The following is a 19317-nucleotide window of genomic DNA, read 5'->3' on the forward strand; positions in this document are numbered from 1 at the left end:
TGCTGATTCAGAATGAAGGGGGTGCGAACGGCAAACAATTCGATTGTTTCTCGTCTCGCTCAACCGAATCGTTGAGTTTGCTACCTTCGGACAATGGGAACGGTGAGTGCGGTCCGCATGGAGACCTTTCTCGCCGTCGCCCGCCAGGGCAGCATCCGTCGCGCCGCCGCACAGCTGCACATCACCGAGGCCGCCGCATCGGCCGCGGTGGCGCACATCGAAAAACAGTTGGGCGCCAAACTGATCGCCAAATCCGGGCGCGGCATCACCCTCACCGAGGCCGGACGCGTCTACGCCGAATACTGCCGCAGCATCCTGGGTCTGATGAAGGAGGCACAGGCGGCGGTGCGCCGCGCGGAGACCGGACGGCTGCGCATCGGGGTGGTCGCCACGGCCGGGGAGTATGTCCTGCTGCGGCTGCTGGCCTCGTTTCGCGATCGTTATCCCGATATCGAGGTGGGCTTATCGATCCACCCGCGGGATCTGCTGTTCATCGAATTACAGCATCACGAAACCGATCTCGTGATCGCCGGCCGCCCGCCGCGCGACGCGGGGCTGGTGGTGCGCGCCAAACGGCCGAGCCGACTGGTGGTGGTCGGCTCGCCGGGCCGCTGCCGCGATCCGCTGCGGACCACCTGGCTGCTGCGCGGTCAGGGCTCGGGGACGCTGGAAACCACCCTGGCACTGCTGGATCGACTGCAGGCGCGCCCGCCCACCCTCACCCTCGGCACGCACGGCGCGGTGCTGGCCGCGGCGCGAGAGGGGCTGGGTGTCACGCTGATTCACAGCGACGCGGTCGAAAACGATCTCGCCGAACGAACCCTGGAGCTGCTCGCGGTGGAGGGCACGCCACTGGACCGGCCGTGGCACGCCGTCACCACGCGCACCCCGACCCCGGCCGCGCGATTGTTCCTCGGACACATCATGGATCCCGATGCGGTCGGCTCACGGGCCTTTCAGCCCTGCCCGACGCTCCCGCACGACACCCGGTGACGGCCGATGCCCCGGAAAGTGGTGGCACCCACCGGGCAGGAGGGTGGACGACGATGTTGCGCGTGGTAAGCATTCGCGACTATCTGCGAACGGAGTTCGCAGCGGAATGTCCGGTACTGGAGATCGTCTACTGCGAGGGGTGGGAGGCCGGGGCCGTCGTCGGCCCGATCGACGCGCTCGAGGCCCGGGCGCGCGATGCCGCCGGTGCGCAGTACGCGGTCGCGCTGGTATCCGGCGAGCGAGTGGTCGCCTACGCCGAAATCGCCTGGGACGCGCGCTTCGCCCGCTGCTGGCGACTCGACGAGCGCGGGCGGCGGCGCGGGCGTCTCGAATATCGCAGGCTTGCCGACGGGCGGCTGTTCTGCGTGGTCGTCGAGGAGTGGGACTATCTGCGGGCCGCGCAGCCGGAATTCGATACCGGCGAGGGGCATCGCCGCTGGCGCTTCGATCCGGACGGCCGGGCCAGCGGCGCGCTGGACTATCGCGGGGGCGGCGGCGGTGGCCGCCAGCACGATATCGATCCGACGGGTTTGACCTCGGCATGGCGCTTCGGCGACTGGGCGGCGCTGTGCTGCCTCGACGATGTCGTGCTGATCGAGCGCCCGGATCCGGAACACACCGTCCGCGCCACACCGCCCTGGCGTCCGCCCCGACCCAAGCGGCCGCACGCGCTCAACGCATTGTTCACCCCCGGTACGCGATTCGAACTCGACGCGGACGATCGGGTCACCACCGAACTGCACAGCCTGGGCGCGCTGCGGCTGGGCGGCGGGCGGCTGGCCGTGCTGGACCCCGGCCGCCTGCACGATCCGGATCCGTGGCTCACACTGCCGCCGGGCCGCTATCAGGTGGAGTTGGCGGTCGTCCGCTTCGACGACCCGCCCACGCACACCCGCGTCGCCGCCGCTCGGGTCGTGGTCTCCCCCACGCCCGCCCGAACCTGGGAGATGGCCACCCGCGTGGGTGAGGACATCGCGCTGCTCGACGACGATTCCTATTACGGATTCGGCGTCGACTCCGGGGTCGCCGCATTCGTCGACGCCGACGCCGCGCCCGCCATCCGCACCCGGCTCGAATCCGCCTGCGACGCGGGCCGATCCGATCCCACCGAACTGCACATCCCCGGCCTGAAATCGTTCGTCAGCGGCTGGGGTGACGGCGTCTATCCGGTCTGGATCGGCCGCGACGCCGATCACGAGATCTGCGCGGTGGTCGCGGATTTCCTGATCGTGCACGAGGCCCGCGTCCGCACACCCGTCGCGGCCCGGTGACCGAGTCGTTCAGCCGCCCACCGCGATTCGCTCGCGCCGCCGATCCACCGCCCACGAGGCGACCAGCGCCAGACTCGCGAGCACGGCGACCGCGGCGGCGAAGCTGATGCCCGCGGTGCGCAGACCCCACAGCCGCACGGCCAGACCCTCACCGACCACCGGAACCGAAATGGCCAGGTAGGACACGACGAACAGGGTCGAGGTCACTTCCGCGCGCCGCTCGGGCGGGGCGGCGTCGGCGACGCTGCGCACGCTCTTGCTGAAGGTGATGCCCTGCCCGGCGCCCGCGACGAAGGCGCCGAGCACCAACCACACCACCGAGGTCAGCAGCAGCGCCAACAGGATCAGCAGCACACCGGCCACCAGAATCGCGCAGCCGCCGATCAGGGCCGCGGAGGTACGCAGCGGTCGCGCGGCCACCTGCGCCAGAGCCGAACCGGCGAAGATCAGCGCGACCACCACACCCGCCACGGCGTGATTGCGCACGCCCAGCATTTCCGCGAGGAAGGTCGGCACCACCGCGGTGAACAGGCCGAGCACCGCGAAGCCCGCGAAGGTAGCGATGGCCGCGGGCACGAACGCGCCCCGAACCTCGGCGGGCACCGAAAGTCCGCGCGGCGCGGGCGGTTTTCCCGAACCCCGCACGGTCTCGCGCACCCGCAGCAGTCCGATCGCGGCCAGGGCCAGCAGCCCGAGATGGACGGCGAACGACAGCTGCAACGGCCAGCGCAGATACTGCACCAGCACCCCGGAGAACACCGGCCCCAGCCCGAGCCCGCCCATATTCGCGATGGTCGCGATCACCGCGGCGTGGTCGCGCCGCGCGGGCGGTGCGGCCTCGACGATCGCGACCGTGGCCGTGCCGGTGAAGATTCCGGCCGACAACCCCGACAGCGCCCGGCCGATCAGCAACTGCCACAGCGGCCCCGCGGTCAGGAACACCAGTGAACTGGCCGCCGCGAGTACCAGTCCGCTCGCCAACAGCGGTCGCCGCCCCAGCGTGTCGGACCAGTGTCCGAATCCGACGAGCGCCGCGATCACCCCGACGGCGTAGGTCGCGAACACCACCGTCGTGGTGAGCACCGAGAAGTGCAACTTCGCCCCGTAGAGCGCATACATCGAGGTGGGCATGGTCGTCCCCAGCATGACGACCGCGAAGGCATAGACCAACACGGCGGCCGAGGGATTACGCGTCATGGTCACAGCTGCGGAATGATATCGGCCGCAATGCGTTCCATCTGCTCCGCCGCCTCGAACAACGGCGTGAACAGGATCAGCTCCGCCCCGGCCGCGATGATCTCGCGCACCCCGCGCACGCAGTCGCCGACATCGCCCGCCACCGCGACCGCGGCGAACGCCGGAGTGCCGTAGAGCTTTTCGAGATCCTCGGCCAGCCGTCGACGCGCCCGCCCGGCATCGTCGTCGACGGCGAGATACACCCGTTTGGCGATGCCGAAGCTCGCCGGATCGCGTCCGGCGTCGGCCAGTTCGGCCCGTACCGTGCGCACCTGATCGGCGAAGGCCGCGGTCGTGCTCGAACCCCCGCCGAAGAAGCCGTCACCCAATCGGACCGCGCGCCGCAGCGCTCGGTCGTGGCCGCCGCCGAACCACAGTGGCGGCGTGGGTTTCTGCCACGGCCCCGGCACGATCCGCGCGTCCTTCAGCCGCGTGAAGCGGCCGTCGAAGGTGACGCTCGGCTGCGTCCACAGCCGCTTCATCACCTCGATCCCCTCGGTGAACCGGGAGATGAATCCCTCGGGTTCGAGCCCGAACGCGGCATAGGGCCGATTGCGTCCGCCGCTGCCGACGCCGATCTCGAGCCGTCCGCGCGAGAGCTGATCGAGGCTGGCCAGCGAGCGGGCCAGATGTACGGGCATATGCAGGGGCGTCACGAAGACCGAGCAACCCAGTCGCAAGCGCTCGGTCACCGCCGCGGCGTAGGTCATGGTCTCGATCGCGCCCAGCTGCGGCATCTCGTTCATGGTCAGGACCTGTTCCTGGGTCCAGCCGCTATGGAATCCGAGCTCCTCGGCTCTGCGAACGAACGCGGTGAAGCCCTGCGGGTCGAACTCACCGTCGGCGTAGAACTGCGGAATCGAGATCGCGAAGCGCATACGGGCCACAACGCGGGCAGGGGTGTGACGCATTCCCCAGTTTCTTTAGTTAGCCTAATGCAACTATATTAAATGGAGGCCCTATCCGCTTGCTTCCTCGAGGGGGACGCTCTTGGCTTCCGCGACACCTACCGAAGAACTCGACGTCGGCGATGTGCAGACCATCCGCCGCCGACTGCGCGTCGACCGCGACCACCCGCACTACAAGTGGGTCGCGCTGTCCAATACGACGCTCGGCATGTTGATGGTGACCATCAACTCGTCGATCGTGATCATCTCGCTGCCCGCGATCTTCCGCGGCATCGATCTCGACCCGCTGTCGCCCGGCAATGTCAGCTATCTGCTGTGGCTGCTCATGGGATTCCTGCTCACCTCCGCGGTGCTGGTGGTGATGTTCGGCCGCCTCGGCGACATGTTCGGGCGGGTGCGCATCTACAACTACGGCTTCGTGGTCTTCACCCTCTCCGCGATAGCCCTGTCGTTCGATCCGCTCTCCCACGGCGGGGGCGCGATCTGGCTGATCGGCTGGCGCGTGATCCAGGGCGTGGGCGGCGCGATGCTGATGGCCAATTCCGCGGCCATCCTCACCGACGCCTTCCCGGCCAATCAGCGCGGTGTGGCGCTGGGCATCAATCAGGTTGCGGCCGTGGCCGGATCGTTTCTGGGTCTGCTCATCGGCGGACTGCTCGCGGAATGGGACTGGAAGGCCATCTTCTGGGTCAGCGTGCCGTTCGGCATTCTCGGCACGGTGTGGTCGTACCGATCGCTGCACGACTTCGGCACCCGCAGCCCAGGTTCGCTGGACCTACCCGGCACCCTGACCTTCGCCCTCGGTCTCACCGCCCTGCTCACCGGCATCACCTACGGCATCCAGCCGCACGGCGACTCCAAGACCGGCTGGACCAATCCGTGGGTGCTGGGCGCGGTGATCGGCGGAATCCTGCTGCTGGTGGCCTTCTGCGTCATCGAGACCCGGGTGCGCCAACCCATGTTCCAGTTGTCGCTGCTGCGCAATCGGGCGTTCGGACTCGGTAACCTCGCCGGACTCATGGCCTCGGTCGGGCGCGGCGGCATGCAGTTCATGCTGATCATCTGGTTGCAGGGCATCTGGCTGCCGCTGCACGGTTTCGACTACGAGTCCACGCCGCTGTGGGCCGGTATCTACATGCTGCCGTTGACGGCGGGATTCCTTGTGGCCGGGCCGATTTCGGGCTGGCTCAGCGACAAGTACGGGCCGCGGCCGTTCGCGACGGGCGGCCTGGCCCTGGCGGCGGTGACCTTCGTGCTGCTGGTGGTGCTGCCGGTGGACTTCAACTACTGGTTGTTCGCGCTGATCATCCTGCTCAACGGTCTGGGCACGGGCATCTTCACCTCACCCAATACCGCCGAGGTCATGTCGGCGGTGCCCGCCTCCCAGCGCGGTGTGGCCTCCGGTATGCGCGCGACGCTGATGAACGGCGGTATGGCGCTGTCGATCGGCATCTTCTTCTCGCTGATGATCGTGGGCCTGTCGGGCACGCTGCCGGGCGCGATGAATTCCGGACTGCGTGAACAGGGCGTACCGGCCGACGTCGCCGGGCACATCGCCGATATGCCGCCGGTGGGCAGCCTGTTCGCGACCTTCCTCGGCTACAACCCGTTCAAGGAATTGCTCGGTCCCAGCGGCACTTTGGACAACCCCGGCGTGCGGTCGGATGTGCTGACCGGACAGGAGTTCTTCCCGCATCTGATCTCCGGACCGTTCCACTCCGGTCTGGTGGTGGTCTTCCTGGCCGCCGCGGTGATGATGGCGATCGGCGCGATCGCGTCCTGGTTCGCGGGCGGCAAATACGACACCGACGAGACCGAGGAGCTCGCCGAGGCCGAGCGGGAAGGCATACTGGCTGGAACATCGACCGAGTAGGAGCCGTCAGGAAATGATCCAGCAGGAGCGACCACGTAGCGCCGAGCAATTGGCCGAGGCCGCGGATCTGTACCTGGCCCTGGGCCGGATCATCCGGCTGCTGCGTCGCTCCGGCGACCTCGGATCACTGAGCCCCGGATCGGCCGCCGCGCTGGCGACGCTGGTCCGGGGCGGCCCGATGCGGCTGGGCGATCTCGCCGCCGCCGAACGGGTCACCGCGCCGACCATGTCGCGCATCGTGACCGGCCTCGAGAAGGTCGGCTATCTCGAGCGCACCGCCGACCCGGTCGACGGCCGCGCCCAGCTGCTGCGGGCCACCGACAATGCCCGCGATCTGGTCAACGGCCTCACCTCCGCCCGCATCCAACGCTTCGCCGATGCCCTGGACGGCATCGATCCCGCGGAGCGAAAGGTGTTGACCCACGCCCTGACTCGTCTGGTGGACCTGCTCGACGAACAGTGCGAATGATGGGCGAAGCCCCGAAGGGACGCCCGCGCGATCCCGCGATCGAAGAGGCGATCATGCGCGCGACCAGCCGCCGCCTGGCCACCGACGGCTACAGCCGCATGCGCGTGGCCGATATCGCCGCCGACGCGGGCGTCACCCGCCCCACGATCTATCTGCGCTGGCCGACCAAACGCGAACTGGTCGAGGCGGTCATGGACTATCGCTTCCAACAGCAGGCCACCGCCCCGACCGCACCCGATCTCGACGAGTTGCACGGCCCCGACGCCCTGAAGGCGGCGCTGACCCGCTTCGCCTCCGCGGAGGCCATCGCCGTGGCCACCCAGATGTGGGCGGATTCGGCTCAGCATCCCGATGTCTGGCAGTCCTACCGCGAGCACGCGCTCACCCCGCGCCTGGACTTCGTCAACGACACGCTGCGACGCCTGCGCGAGCGCGGTGAGATCGCGCCGGAGGTCGATATCGAGGCCGCCGCGGCGGCGTGCCTGGGCGTCGCCGCGTCGCTGATCCTGTTGTCGGAGAAGGCGACCGAGGAGGCCATCGATCAGGCGATCGATCTGCTGTGGTGGGGCCTGCGGCCGCGGCCCTGAACTTTACTTGACTCGCATGTAAAGCTTATTTACTGTGGCGCGAATGACCGCACCGAGATTGGCAGACCACGCCCGCGCGCGACTCGAGGAGTTCTATCGAGATCTGCACGAGCATCCGGAGCTGTCGTATCAGGAATTCCGGACCGCGGCCAAGATCGCCGAATATCTCGACGGGCTCGGCCTCGAGGTGACCACGGGAATCGCCCGAACCGGCGTGGTCGCCGTCCTGCGCAATGGCGACGGCCCGGTCGTGCTGCTGCGCGCCGATATGGACGCGCTGCCGGTGGCCGAACAGACCGCACTGCCCTACGCCAGCACCGCGACCGGAACCGATCCCGACGGCAACGATGTGCCGGTCATGCACGCCTGCGGCCACGATATGCACGTCACCTGCCAGCTCGGCGCCCTGACCGTACTCGCCGCCGACGCCGCGACCTGGTCCGGCACGGTGGTCGCGGTGTTCCAACCCGCCGAGGAGGGCGGTAACGGCGCCACGGCGATGGTGGAAGACGGCCTGTATGAACGGTTTCCGAAGCCGGAAATCGTACTGGCCCAACATGTCTCGCCGCTTCCGGCGGGTATGGTCGGCTATCGGCCGGGATATCTGATGGCCGCCGCGGACTCGCTGCTGGTTCGGCTGTTCGGCGTCGGCGGGCACGGTTCGCAACCGGATCTGGCCATCGATCCGATCGTCATGGCCGCGGCCACGATCATGCGGCTGCAGACCGTGCGCTCGCGCGAACTCTCCGGCACCGAACCGGCGGTCCTGACGGTCGGTTCGATCCATGCCGGGACCAAGGACAACATCATTCCCGATCAGGCCGAGCTGAAGATCAATCTGCGCACCTTCGCCGAGGAGACCCGCACCCGTATCCTCGCCTCGATCCAGCGCATCGTCGAGGCCGAGGCGCGGGCCTCGGGCGCGCCGAAAACCCCTGAGATCTCACCGATCTACCGCTATCCCGCGCTGAGCAATGACGAGGCCGCCACCGCGAAGACGGTGACGGCCCTGCGAGACGCGTTCGGCGACAAGGTGTTCGAATTCCCCCAGCCCTTCATGGGCAGCGAGGACGCGGGCGATCTGGCCACCGCCCTGGACATTCCGATCGTGTACTGGATCCTCGGCGGCGCCGATCCCGAGGCCGGGGAGATCGTATTCAATCACAGTCCGTTCTTCGCGCCACTGATCCAGCCCACCCTCGACACCGGCGTCGGGGCCATGGTCGTCGCCGCGCTGACCTGGCTCGGACCGGCTCGGCCGGGCAGCGCCGAATCGACTGCGCCGCAGGGCGTATAGCCCTGCGCCTCGGACCCGGCGATCACCACGATATTGCCGCCGTCGCGCTTCGCGTCGTACATCGCCGCATCGGAGCGGCGCAGAATCTGTTGCAGGCGAGCCGGATCGCGCACATCCGCGATCCGGCAGCGCGCGACGCCCACGCTGGCGGTCACGACCATCGACAGGCCCGGCACGGTCTCGACGGCCCGGCGCAGCCGCTCCCCCGCGGCCGACAGCGATTTCGCCCGCAGCCGCCCGACCACCACGAACTCCTCGCCACCGGTGCGCGCGACCACCGCATCGGAACCCGCCGCCCACCGCAGGCTCTCGGCGACCCGCCGCAGCACGTCGTCACCGCACTGATGACCGTAGGTGTCGTTCACGATCTTGAATCGGTCCAGATCGATGGTGGCCGCATAGGCCGAACCCGCCGTGCGGGACCGAAACGACTGCGTCAGTTGATAATCGAGTCCGCGCCGGTTCAGCAACGTGGTCAACGGATCCAGCAGCGCGTGCAGCCGCCAGAGCCAGTAGCAGAACTGCACCGTCGGCAATCCGACGACGCTCAACGCCACCACGATCAACACGACGGCGATCGCGAGCCGACCGTCACCGGCCGCGACGCCCGAATGCGCCGGATCGTCGGCCGTCAGCAACAGCGCGAGCGTCAGAATCGAGCCCAGCGACCAACCGATGTGCAGCATGAGCACCGGCGGCCCGTGGAAGATCAGGCACATTCCGACGACGGTCAGCAACGTCATCACCAGCGCGCCGTAGACGCGATGCCCCGCGGCCAGCGCGCCGAAGGTGATGGCGAGGTCCGCACTGGCACACCACAGCAGCGCACGCGTGCGACTCGGCCACGGCAGCAACCACCAGCGCAGCGCCCACAGCGCGGTGAGCCCGACGACCACCCAGCAGCCGATCTCGAACACACCGTTGCGCGGCCCGATATGCGACAGCAGCGACAACACCGTGACCAGGCACATCACCGCGCCGCCCGCGCCGATCATCGTCTTGACCCAGCCGAGCGCGGAATGAAAGCGCAGCACATCGACCAGCCAGTCGTAGCCCGCCCGGTCCCGCCACCAGTTCGCGATCAATGTCCGACTGCCGGTCACCCGAATCACCGCCTCGTCTCGGCAATGAATTCAGAGATAGCTGAGGGATTGCTCGCATGTCAATGCGGCCCGGCTCGGATGTCCGGTCTCACCACCCCTTACTCGGGAGCGCATATCCGGTCGTCGCCGTGATGTGCTCGGGCATCGGCTCGTGCCGGTCGCCGACATTGACGGTCCCGGTGATCTCGAACATCAGGATCGACGCGCCGGTGGGTGCGCAGGGCCTGTGCTCGACACCGCGCGGCACGGTGAAGACCGAACCGGTCGCCAGATGGACGGTGCGTTCGCCCGACGGCTCGCGCAGTCCGATGTCCAGCTGACCGCCGAGGACCAGGAAGAATTCGTCGGTGTCGTCGTGGACGTGCCAGACGAATTCGCCCCGCACCTTGGCGATTCGGACGTCGTAGTCGTTGACGCGGGTGACGACGTGCGGACTCCAGAGCGCGTCGAAGGAGGCGAGGGCGGTGTTCAGGGCGATCGGTTCGTTGCGCATGGGAATATCCTGGTCAGTTGTCCGGGCGCGGTGTGAGTGCTAGGAATCGCATATGTCGCAAGATTTCTCTCACGTTCGGCCGCCGCGGGTGGTGGTGATAGTCGACGAGAACTCCAATCCGTTCGAACTCGGCTGCGCCACCGAGGTATTCGGACTGCGCCGCCCCGAATTGGGCAGCGAGCTGTACGACTTCCGGCTGTGCGCGCCGGAGCCGCGGACGCTCATGCGCGACGGCTTCTTCACCCTGACCGGCGTGGCAGGTCTCGAGGCCACCGAGGACGCGGATCTGCTGATCGTTCCGAACCGTCCGGATGTGGAGGTGCCGCGTCGCCCCGTGCTGCTGGCGGCCATCCGGCGCGCCCATGCCCGCGGCGCGGTGCTGGCCGGATTCTGCAGTGGCGCTTTCACGCTCGCCGAGGCAGGAATACTCGACGGCCGCCGCGCGGCGACGCACTGGATGTGGGCGGATGATTTCCGTAGCCGATTCCCCGAGGTCCGGCTGGAACCGGATGTACTGTTCGTCGACGACGGCGATATCCTCACCGCCGCGGGCAGTTCGGCCGCCCTGGATCTCGGACTGCACATCGTGCGGCGCGACTACGGCGCGGAGGTCGCCAACGCGATCAGCCGCCGCCTGGTCTTCGCCGCGCACCGCGAGGGCGGGCAGAAGCAATTCATCGAGCGCCCCGTCCCCGATCTACCCGATCAGTCGCTGGCCCCGGTCCTGGCCTGGGCTCAGCAGCGACTCGACACGCCGCTCACGGTCGCGGATCTGGCCGCCCGGGCCGCGGTCAGCCCCGCCACCCTGCATCGCCGCTTCCATACCCAACTGGGCACCACCCCGCTGGCCTGGTTGACCACCGAACGCATCACCCTGGCCTGCCGACTGATCGAGCGCGGGGAGAACCGCTTCGAAATCATCGCCCGCCGAACCGGACTCGGCACGGCCGCGAATCTGCGCACCGTCATGCGCCGCCACACCGGCCTCGCGCCATCGCAGTATCGTCGCCGATTCGGTCCGGCTCCGCGATGAGCGGCGGTTGTGGCTCAGTCGTTTCGGAATTGTTCGGCGCGGTGCGATAAGCGTTCGGAGAAGGTGGCCATCCACGCCGCGGACTCCGGCTCATCGGCCGCGTCGATCGACGGACGCGCGGCTCTCGATGCCACCGGAACCTCGTTTCGCGCGGATCGTCCGGGTTGGGATTGCATGGCGAGCAGGCGGACCGCCCATGCGACATAAGCCGATACGCTCATTCCGGCGCAGTCGGCGGCATCGCGCAGGGGCAGCCAATCGTCCTCGTCGACGGTTACCGTGATTTCCCTCGTCCCCATAGTCGCCCACCGTAGCCGTGATCATCGCCACGCGCGGTCGACACCCCACGGATCGGGACTGTTTGTCGCGTTTCAGGACGCTTCGGTGGCACGCTCCGCGAGCAGCGCCCCGGTGATCTCGGCAAATCGGTCCTCGCCGACCTGCTGCGCGCCCTCGGCGTCGATGACGACCGCGGTCGGATAGATTCCCCGAATCACATCCGGCCCACCGGTGGCCGTATCGTCGTCGGCGGCATCGAGCAGCGATTCGACGGCGATCCGCAGTGCGCGGTCGGCATCGAGGTCGCGGCTGTAGGTCTTCTTCAGCGACGTCTTCGCGAACAGCGACCCCGAACCGACCGCGGCGTAACCGAATCGCTCCTCCGTGCGGCCGCCCACGAGGTCATAGGAGACGATCCGCCCCGCGCGGCTCGGATCGGAGGCGCGCGAGTCGTATCCGACGAGCAACGGCACCACCGCCAAATCCTGCATGGCCGCGGGCAGATTCTCGCGCACCATCTGCGAAAGCTTGTTGGCCTTGCCCTCGAAGGTCAGCGGCACGCCCTCGATCTTCTCGTAATGTTCGAGTTCGACCGCGAACAGCCGAATCATCTCCACCGCCGTGCCGACCGTCCCCGCGAAACCCGCCGCGGAATAGGCATCGGTGATGAACACCTTCTCCATATCCCGGGTCGCCAGCAGATTCCCCATGGTCCCCCGACGGTCACCGGCCAGCAGCACGCCCCCGCGATAGCTCACCGCGACGATCGTGGTCCCGTGCACGACCTCACCCGCACCCGGCCCTCGTCCACCCGACCCGTGCCACGGCAGCAATTGCGGCGCTTCCGCCCGCAACCGGTCGAAGAAGGACGACGTCGCGTAATTCCAGTCGACCGCATCGCTCATCTCGACCCCTCCTCCACGCACACCGCCGAGCCCACACCCGGTAAACCGACATTACCCTGTCGAAACAGGTTGAGATGCAATCGAACCTGCGGCCCGCCGCCGAACGGCGAGTCTAAGGCTGTGGCACTCGATGGCACCAGGTTCGCAGCGGCCCGGATCGTCCCCGAACAGTGACCGGATCGTCGGTGAGCTCGAAGCCGGTCGCACGGGCGACGGCAACGCTGGCGGCATTCGCCGAGTTGATGCGCAGCAGGACATGTCTGGTGCCCAGTTCGCGATAGGCGTAGTCGGTGAGCAGGCGGACCGCGCTCGCCGCGAGACCTCGGCCGCGGTGTGCGGCGCCTACCGCATAGGCCAGTTCGGCGTCGGAACCGGTGCGGAACAACAGGATTTCACCGAGTGGAGTGCGCGCGTCGGTGGTGATCGCGAGCTGGATAGCGACGCCATCGGCGCGCAGAGCCCGGGAACGGTCGAGATAGTTTCGCGCCTCGATCTCGTCGAACGGACTGCGCAGCGGGGTCCAGCGGCCGACTTCGTTCTCGTCGAACAGCTCGACCATGGCCGGTATGTCGGCGTCGCCCCACTCCCGCAAATGAATTTCGTTCCCGCACAGCGCGATTGTCTCCGGTAGTGCGGGTTCGGACGCATTGTTCGTCATGGTCGTCAACAGGTCTCCGGATCGATCTCAGCGTGGGTGCGGGCCGCAGCGAGAGCGTATCGAACTTCGCCGCTGACCACTCCCCGCTAAGCTGCCATCGACAGCGAAACACGTTGGAGGGCAGTCAATGTCTAGGATCAGGGATGTGTATTTGGAGGCCGCGGCCTCCGCGGCGCGGTTGCTGTCCGATCCGGCGATCGGTGCCGCATGGGAGCGGCCGAGTGTGTTGAAGGAATTCAGCGTTCGCGGGCTCGCCGGGCATCTCGGCGCGCAGATTCTGCACGTATCACGGGTGCTGGTGGCCGAGGCGCCGCAGGCGCGGCCGGTGACGATCGCGGAGTTCTTCGACGGAGCCGAGGCGTTTCAAGCCGATACCGACGCGGAGATCAATGTGCGTATCCGGGAGGGCGGTGAATCCGTGGCGGCCGATGGCGCGGAGGCATTGGCCGCCGCGGTGGAATCGACGGTCGCCCAGCAACTCACGGCGCTTCCGACCGAACCGCACGACCGCATCATCTCCTTCGCGCAGACACCGATGCTCCTCGACGATTTCCTGCTGACCCGCATGCTCGAAATCGTCGTCCACTCCGACGATCTGGCCCTCAGCGCCGACATTCCCACCCCCGCCTTCCCGCCGCACGTCTTCGAGCCGGTACTCGACCTGCTGTCACGCCTCGCGGTGACCCGGCACGGTCAACCGGCCGTTCTGCGCGCCCTGAGCCGAGCCGAACGCGCACCCGACACCATCGCAGGCATTTGACCCGCGGCGCTACTTTCGAGTGAAGGTGTAAACGGTGCTCTGCGTTTTGCACAGATTCGGTTTGTTCACCACGACGGTGAGATTTCCGGAAGCGGAATCGTAGTCCAGCCCTTCGGATTCGAAGGTGCCGCGACAGGTGCTGATCTGCGGCAGCGTTCCCAGCGTGCGCACCGCCGCCGACCGATCCCTGCCGTCGAGCGCCCCGGCCCAGGTGATCTCCAGCAGCGTCGGAATGGTGCCGCCCGCGGGGTCGGGCACATCAGAAGTGCACAGCAGCGCGGTCGGACCGGAGAAGGTACAGCCCTGCACGTTCTGCACCGTTGTGTCGAGGGTCAGAAATCCCGTTCGCGCGAGCGCCCCCGCCGCCGGCGCGGCCGGATTCAGCAGCGGCGCGGCGAAGATCAGAAACCGCGACATCTGCCCCCATTCGCCATTGAGCATCCACCGCGCGTCCGGGCTGACCGCGACCCACGAATTGTTGAACCGCGCACCGGGTTCCAGTGTGTAGGTGAAATCCGAAACCACACCCTTCGGATCGGTGACCCGGAACAGCTTCGACGACCGACCCGACTGCTCGTAGGCGTCGAATACATAGCCCTGCGCGGAATCCGGATCGCCGACATGATTCCAGCCCTGATCCGACAGATCACTCGGAACCTGCCCCACGCCACGGAAAACCAACTCCGACCCACCCGCGACCTTCCGCGTCGCGACGCCCTCACCGACCTTGAACACCGATTCCTGCCGCGCCCCGGTCTGCCGCCATCCATCAAGGGCCGCTGGCCCATTCGAGCCCATCGGCTCGGAATCCGGTTCGGCGGCCGCGACTCCGAGGCCATTCACCACCAGAAATATGGCCGCGCACACCACAGCCCACCGAACACCCATCGTCGCCGTCCCCTCATCGATCCCACACGAACGGTGAAACAATAAGCCCCACAGGCAAATCACCGATGACACGCGGGCAGCCGCACCGTGACGCACAGGCCGCCCTCGGGGCGGGGCACGAGGGTCAGGATTCCGCCGTGCGCCCGGGTGATGCTCTCGACGATCGCCAGGCCGAGGCCGACGCCCGAGTGGTGGGTGCGGATGCGTTCGGCGCCGCGCTGAAACGGCTCGACCAGGGTGGAAACCACTCCGGGCGTGAGCCTTTCACCCGTGTTCTCGACGGTGAGCCGTACCGAATCCGGTTGCACGCTGGTCGTGACCCGCGCGCTGCCGTGCGCGGGCAGGTTGTGGACGATCGCATTGTGCACCAGGTTCGTCGTCAGTTGCAGTAGCAGGGCGGGTGAGCCGATGGTTGGCGCGATGTCACCGAAAGTCTCGAGGGTGATGCCGTGTTTTTCCGCGAGCGGAAGAAGCGTTTCGGCGGCTTCCTCCGCCAGCAGGGAAAGATCCACGCGCTCCCGGGCAAAGGACCCTCTGTCGGCCCGGCTGAGTAGGAGCAATGCTTCGGTCAGATTGATCGCTCGCGAGTTAACGGTATAGAGGAGGGCGACGAGTTCGCCGGTGTCACGGTCCGGATCGTTGCGCGCCACATCGAGTAGCGTCTGCGTGATCGCCAGCGGAGTGCGCAGTTCATGGGAGGCGTTGGCCGCGAATCTCTGTTGTTCGGCGACGTGCGCCTCCAGCCTGGCGACCATGGTGTCGAAGGCATCGGCGAGTTCGCGGAATTCGTCTCGCGGGCCTTCCAGTTGGATTCGGTGCGACAGCGACCCGTCCGCGACCATCCGCGTGGCATTGGTGATACGCGTCAGCGGGGAGAGCATGTGCCCGGCAAGAATCCACCCTCCCACGAGCCCGAATACCAGCAGAAGCGCCAGCGCCCAGGCGGCCTTCGGACCGAAGGCGCTCACCAGTTCCGCGCGATCGGGCCCGCTGCCGGGGGGCCTGCCGAACTCATGATCGGGCACATAGCGCAGGAGGAACACCCATACGACCGCGAGTAACAACGTGCCCGCCAGCATGAGAAATCCGGCGTAGCTGAGAGCGAGTTTGAGTCGAACGCTCAGGCCGGGTGCTCTATTCACGCCCGCCTGCCTCGATGCGGTATCCGACTCCGGCCACGGTCGCGATGATCCAGGGCTCACCGAGGCGCTTACGTAGGGCCGAAACCGTAATGCGCACGGCATTGGTGAACGGGTCGGCGTTCTCATCCCACGCCCGCTCCAACAGTTCCTCGGCGCTGACCACACCGCCCTCGGCGGCAATGAGGACTTCGAGCACGGCGAACTGCTTGCGCGTCAGCGCGACGTAACGGCCGTCGCGATAGACCTCACGACGGAACGGATCCAGACGCACACCCGCGATCTCGCGCACGGGCGGCCTGCTGTGGGCGCGCCTGCGATCCAGCGCGCGCAGCCGCAGAACGAGTTCGCGCAATGCGAAGGGTTTGGTCAGATAGTCATCAGCGCCGAGCTCGAATCCGGTCGCCTTGTCGTCGAGCCGGTCGCCTTGTCGTCGAGCCGGTCGGCGGCGGTGAGCATCAGGATCGGCAGCCCGCTGCCGGACGCGACGATATGCGCGGCGACCGCGTCGCCGGAGGGGCCCGGGATATCGCGATCGAGCACGGCGATGTCGTAGGCGTTGACGCCCAACAGTTCCAAAGCGGTATCGCCGTCACCGGCGATATCGGCGGCGATGGCTTCCAGGCGCAGGCCATGACGGATCGCTTCTGCCAGATAGGGTTCGTCCTCGACGATCAATACGCGCATAGACTCTCGATCCTCCCAGCCCGGGCATATCGGCGGCATATCGAAAATCGCATACGCACCGACAACGCCGGCCCGCTTTGACTGAGCGCGTGATTCGATCGAGCATTCTCATCGCCCTGACAGTCGTCGGCGCATCCGTCGTCTGCGTCCTCGCCTTCCAGTCACTGGCGTCCCGATTACCGACCGGCCCACGGTCTCTCGACAGTCCACACGGCGGCGTGACCGTTTTCGACGACGAGAGTCCGTCCGTGGCCAACCTCGCTCCCGATCTACTCCAAGCCCTACGCCGCGCGGCGACCGACGCCGCCGACGAGGGGATCGAATTCATCGTCAACAGCGGCTGGCGCTCCCCGGAGGATCAGAAACAGCTACTGCGCGAAGCGATCTCGAAGTACGGCTCGGAGAAAGCGGCCGCCCGGTGGGTGGCCACGCCCGCCACGTCCGCTCATGTGGCCGGAGAGGCGGTCGATCTGGGACCCGGCGAGGCCACGGCATGGCTGTCCACGCACGGCGCTCGCTACGGGCTGTGCCAGATCTACCGAAACGAACCTTGGCACTTCGAACTTCGTTCCGGAGCCGACGACAACGGCTGCCCGGCCCAGTACGCCGACCCCACCCAGGACCCGAGGATGCATCGGTGATCGCTCGCTGGCATCCGTTGACACGCATCGCCTTTCGCTTCTGCGTCGTCTATTTCGGGCTGTACTGTCTGCTGCAGAGTTATATCCCGCTCACACTGTCGGGCCTCGCCGGGCGGTGGATACGCAGGCACGGCGTGCTGTGGAATTTGGTCGTGACCGACCCCGTCACCGGCTGGGTGGGCAGATCGCTGTTCGGGGTCGATGCGGTGCTGCACAACGATTCCGGGGCCGGAGACCAGACGTCGGTCTGGGTGCTGATGTTCTGCATCCTGGTTGTCACCGTCCTGGCCGCCGGGGCGTGGACCGCTTTGGATCGCCGGACCTCTCATCCGCGGCTGCTGGCCTGGTTCACCCTGTTCCTGCGGGTGTGCCTGGGCGGGCAGATGCTGTCGTTCGGGTTCGTCAAGATGTTCCTCATCCAAATGCCCGGCCCCACATTGGCACAGCTGCTGGAGCCGTACGGTGATTTGAGTCCGGCGTCGGTGTTGTGGCTCCAGGTGGGCAGCTCGCATCCGTACGAGATCGCGCTCGGCGCGGTGGAAGTCGTGGCCGGACTGCTGCTGTTCATCCCGCGGACCGCGGTGCTGGGCGCTGCGCTCAGCGTGGCCGGTACGGCTCAAATCCTGTTGCTGAATATGGCATTCGACATACCGGAGAAGCTGCTCGCCTCACACCTGTTGTCGATCGGCCTGGTACTGCTCGCCCCGTACCTGCGACGGCTGGCCGATGTGTTCGTCCTGCAACGCGAGTGCCAGCCGCTGACGCCGCACTCGTTGTTCGCCGACCACAGGAAAAACCGCATCGCGATGTGGCTTCAGGTCGCACTCGCCCTGTGGGTCGCGCTGGGCTGCGGCGTCGACAGCTGGATCGTCTGGCACGAGCAGTACTCCGCGAGCAGACCGAAATCCGTGCTGTACGGAATCTGGAACGTACGAGATTTCACCCTCGACGGCCGATCGGTTCTACCGCTGACCACCGACGAGACGCGGTGGCAGCGCGTCGTTTTCGATACTCCGGAGACAGCGACCTATCAGCTGATGGACGGCGAGCTGATACCCGCTCGCGCCGAATTCCTCCCCAACGGACAACTGGAACTACGCGAAACAGCCGAACCCCGAACACCATTCGCGACACTGTCCACCGAACGCCCCACCCCGGACGGACTGCTCCTACGCGGCACACTGCGCGACCACCAGGTCACGATCACTCTCGACCGCGTAGACCTGAACAGCTTCACCCTGCGCAACCGCGGATTCCACTGGGTGCAGGACTACGCGTACTTCCGCTAGCGCTTCCGGACGCAGCGAACTCGACGAATCACGGATCAACCGTGCACGATGCTCCCGTTAGAGAGCAGCGATCTCTATTGGTTCGGAGGGGCCGCGGGCCTGTGGGCACTGCGCTACCACACGGCCGCGGTCGTCTTCGTCGCGATCGTCGTCGCCGATCTGCTGATCATCAAATTCGGGCACATGAACCCATAGCCTCCGCTGTAATGGGCCACACCAACCGAGGAGGAAACCTATGCTGCCCGTGATCTACTCGATGAGCGTGTCGCTGGACGGATTCATCGCCGGGCCGGATGGCGATATCGGGTGGGGTGACCCCGATGCCGAGCAAATGCGCTTCCATATCGAGCAGACGCATCAGCTCGCCGGATATCTGTGTGGGCGCAAGCTCTATCAGGACATGCTGGTGTGGGAGGACGCCGAGCAGACCATGTCGGACGAACTGGATTTGGAGTTCGCTCGGATCTGGCGGCCGATTCCGAAGGTGGTGTTCTCCCGCACGCTGGATTCGGTGGTCGGCAACGCGCGGCTGGCCACCGAGGACATCGCCACCGAAATCGCCCTGCTGCGTGATCAGTCGGGCGACGGTGTCGTATCCATCGGCGGGGCGGAACTGGCCGCGGCGGCCATTGCCGAAGATCTGATCGACGAATACCGCCAATTCGTCAATCCGATCATCCTCGGTTCCGGCACACCGTATTTCCCGCCGCTGCCCCAACCCCTCGGCCTGAAACTGGTCGAATCGCAGACTCTGAGCTCGCGCGTGGTCTACCTGCGCTTCCGACGCGCGCGCCCGTAATGCCAACAT

20 protein-coding genes and 2 pseudogenes are annotated in these 19317 nt (G+C 67.0%); 12 read left to right on the top strand and 10 right to left on the bottom strand.

Annotated elements, in window-relative coordinates:
• Positions 1–93 precede the first annotated feature (93 nt).
• Both NP4_RS29530 and NP4_RS29535 read left to right on the top strand, forming a co-directional pair.
• The gene (locus NP4_RS29530; RefSeq protein WP_245997376.1) at positions 94–993 is read left to right on the top strand and encodes a LysR family transcriptional regulator; all 900 of its coding nucleotides are present in this window, start codon (positions 94–96) and stop codon (positions 991–993) included.
• A gap of 53 nt (positions 994–1046) precedes the next feature.
• Positions 1047–2264, top strand: coding sequence for a DUF4241 domain-containing protein (locus NP4_RS29535; protein WP_082876329.1), 1218 nt, complete (start codon positions 1047–1049; stop codon positions 2262–2264).
• Positions 2265–2273: 9 nt separating this feature from the next.
• Here NP4_RS29535 and NP4_RS29540 read toward each other — a convergent pair whose 3' ends face one another.
• Both NP4_RS29540 and NP4_RS29545 read right to left on the bottom strand, forming a co-directional pair.
• On the bottom strand, positions 2274–3461 hold the full coding sequence (locus tag NP4_RS29540) for an MFS transporter (protein WP_068004965.1): 1188 nt from the start codon (positions 3459–3461) through the stop codon (positions 2274–2276).
• A 2-nt stretch (positions 3462–3463) separates the two neighbouring features.
• Positions 3464–4378 carry an LLM class flavin-dependent oxidoreductase gene (locus NP4_RS29545; protein WP_068004967.1) on the bottom strand — a complete coding sequence of 305 codons (915 nt, stop codon included), beginning with the start codon at positions 4376–4378 and terminating at the stop codon, positions 3464–3466.
• 238 nt (positions 4379–4616) lie between these two features.
• Here NP4_RS29545 and NP4_RS29550 point away from each other — a divergent pair, with 238 nt between their 5' ends.
• From NP4_RS29550 to NP4_RS29565, 4 genes are read left to right on the top strand one after another with little or no spacing between them, the layout of a single operon-like run.
• Positions 4617–6281 (top strand): MFS transporter, encoded by a 1665-nt coding sequence (locus NP4_RS29550; protein WP_082876336.1) that lies wholly within the window; start codon positions 4617–4619, stop codon positions 6279–6281.
• 13 nt (positions 6282–6294) lie between these two features.
• The gene (locus NP4_RS29555) at positions 6295–6750 is read left to right on the top strand and encodes a MarR family winged helix-turn-helix transcriptional regulator (protein ID WP_068004971.1); all 456 of its coding nucleotides are present in this window, start codon (positions 6295–6297) and stop codon (positions 6748–6750) included.
• Complete coding sequence (locus NP4_RS29560) at positions 6750–7337, top strand: TetR/AcrR family transcriptional regulator (RefSeq protein WP_068004973.1); 588 nt, start codon at positions 6750–6752, stop codon at positions 7335–7337. Before NP4_RS29555 ends, NP4_RS29560 begins: the two co-directional genes overlap by 1 nt.
• A gap of 43 nt (positions 7338–7380) precedes the next feature.
• Positions 7381–8634 carry an amidohydrolase gene (locus NP4_RS29565; protein ID WP_068004976.1) on the top strand — a complete coding sequence of 418 codons (1254 nt, stop codon included), beginning with the start codon at positions 7381–7383 and terminating at the stop codon, positions 8632–8634.
• A 32-nt stretch (positions 8635–8666) separates the two neighbouring features.
• Here the strand turns inward: NP4_RS29565 and NP4_RS42845 are convergent.
• Together NP4_RS42845 and NP4_RS29570 are read right to left on the bottom strand one after the other, a co-directional pair.
• Positions 8667–9629 (bottom strand): annotated as a pseudogene (locus NP4_RS42845) (GGDEF domain-containing protein); the annotation flags it as partial.
• A 196-nt stretch (positions 9630–9825) separates the two neighbouring features.
• The gene (locus NP4_RS29570) at positions 9826–10230 is read right to left on the bottom strand and encodes a cupin domain-containing protein (protein ID WP_068004979.1); all 405 of its coding nucleotides are present in this window, start codon (positions 10228–10230) and stop codon (positions 9826–9828) included.
• A gap of 52 nt (positions 10231–10282) precedes the next feature.
• Between NP4_RS29570 and NP4_RS29575 the strand changes: the two genes are divergently transcribed.
• Positions 10283–11263: a GlxA family transcriptional regulator gene (locus NP4_RS29575; RefSeq protein ID WP_068004981.1), complete on the top strand. Its 981-nt coding sequence runs from the start codon at positions 10283–10285 to the stop codon at positions 11261–11263.
• A gap of 14 nt (positions 11264–11277) precedes the next feature.
• Here the strand turns inward: NP4_RS29575 and NP4_RS29580 are convergent, their stop codons facing one another.
• From NP4_RS29580 to NP4_RS29590, 3 genes are all read right to left on the bottom strand, one after another.
• Positions 11278–11562 carry a hypothetical protein gene (locus tag NP4_RS29580; RefSeq protein ID WP_068004983.1) on the bottom strand — a complete coding sequence of 95 codons (285 nt, stop codon included), beginning with the start codon at positions 11560–11562 and terminating at the stop codon, positions 11278–11280.
• 72 nt (positions 11563–11634) lie between these two features.
• Positions 11635–12447, bottom strand: a complete 813-nt coding sequence (gene prcB / locus NP4_RS29585) for a proteasome subunit beta (RefSeq protein ID WP_068004986.1) — start codon at positions 12445–12447, stop codon at positions 11635–11637.
• A gap of 112 nt (positions 12448–12559) precedes the next feature.
• Entirely contained in the window at positions 12560–13105 is a 546-nt protein-coding gene (locus NP4_RS29590; protein ID WP_068004988.1) for a GNAT family N-acetyltransferase, read from the bottom strand.
• A 127-nt stretch (positions 13106–13232) separates the two neighbouring features.
• Between NP4_RS29590 and NP4_RS29595 the strand changes: the two genes are divergently transcribed.
• Positions 13233–13865, top strand: coding sequence for a maleylpyruvate isomerase N-terminal domain-containing protein (locus tag NP4_RS29595; RefSeq protein ID WP_068004990.1), 633 nt, complete (start codon positions 13233–13235; stop codon positions 13863–13865).
• Between the two features lie 9 nt (positions 13866–13874).
• Here NP4_RS29595 and NP4_RS29600 read toward each other — a convergent pair whose 3' ends face one another.
• From NP4_RS29600 to NP4_RS29610, 3 genes and pseudogenes are all read right to left on the bottom strand, one after another.
• On the bottom strand, positions 13875–14753 hold the full coding sequence (locus NP4_RS29600) for a hypothetical protein (protein ID WP_082876332.1): 879 nt from the start codon (positions 14751–14753) through the stop codon (positions 13875–13877).
• A gap of 59 nt (positions 14754–14812) precedes the next feature.
• Entirely contained in the window at positions 14813–15895 is a 1083-nt protein-coding gene (locus tag NP4_RS29605) for a sensor histidine kinase (protein ID WP_174556183.1), read from the bottom strand.
• A pseudogene (locus NP4_RS29610) lies at positions 15888–16579 on the bottom strand (response regulator transcription factor). Before NP4_RS29610 ends, NP4_RS29605 begins: the two are co-directional and overlap by 8 nt.
• A gap of 89 nt (positions 16580–16668) precedes the next feature.
• Here NP4_RS29610 and NP4_RS29615 point away from each other — a divergent pair.
• Genes NP4_RS29615 through NP4_RS29625 form a run of 4 tightly spaced genes read left to right on the top strand, consistent with a single transcriptional unit; the run spans position 16669 to position 19308 of the window.
• The gene (locus NP4_RS29615) at positions 16669–17220 is read left to right on the top strand and encodes a M15 family metallopeptidase (protein ID WP_245997381.1); all 552 of its coding nucleotides are present in this window, start codon (positions 16669–16671) and stop codon (positions 17218–17220) included.
• Positions 17217–18509, top strand: coding sequence for a DoxX family protein (locus tag NP4_RS29620; RefSeq protein ID WP_068004993.1), 1293 nt, complete (start codon positions 17217–17219; stop codon positions 18507–18509). Before NP4_RS29615 ends, NP4_RS29620 begins: the two co-directional genes overlap by 4 nt.
• A gap of 48 nt (positions 18510–18557) precedes the next feature.
• Positions 18558–18704 carry a hypothetical protein gene (locus NP4_RS41240; protein WP_156524951.1) on the top strand — a complete coding sequence of 49 codons (147 nt, stop codon included), beginning with the start codon at positions 18558–18560 and terminating at the stop codon, positions 18702–18704.
• Between the two features lie 40 nt (positions 18705–18744).
• On the top strand, positions 18745–19308 hold the full coding sequence (locus NP4_RS29625; protein ID WP_068004995.1) for a dihydrofolate reductase family protein: 564 nt from the start codon (positions 18745–18747) through the stop codon (positions 19306–19308).
• Positions 19309–19317 lie beyond the last annotated feature (9 nt).

This window comes from Nocardia pseudobrasiliensis NBRC 108224 (genome assembly GCF_001613105.1).
Lineage (GTDB): Bacteria > Actinomycetota > Actinomycetes > Mycobacteriales > Mycobacteriaceae > Nocardia > Nocardia pseudobrasiliensis.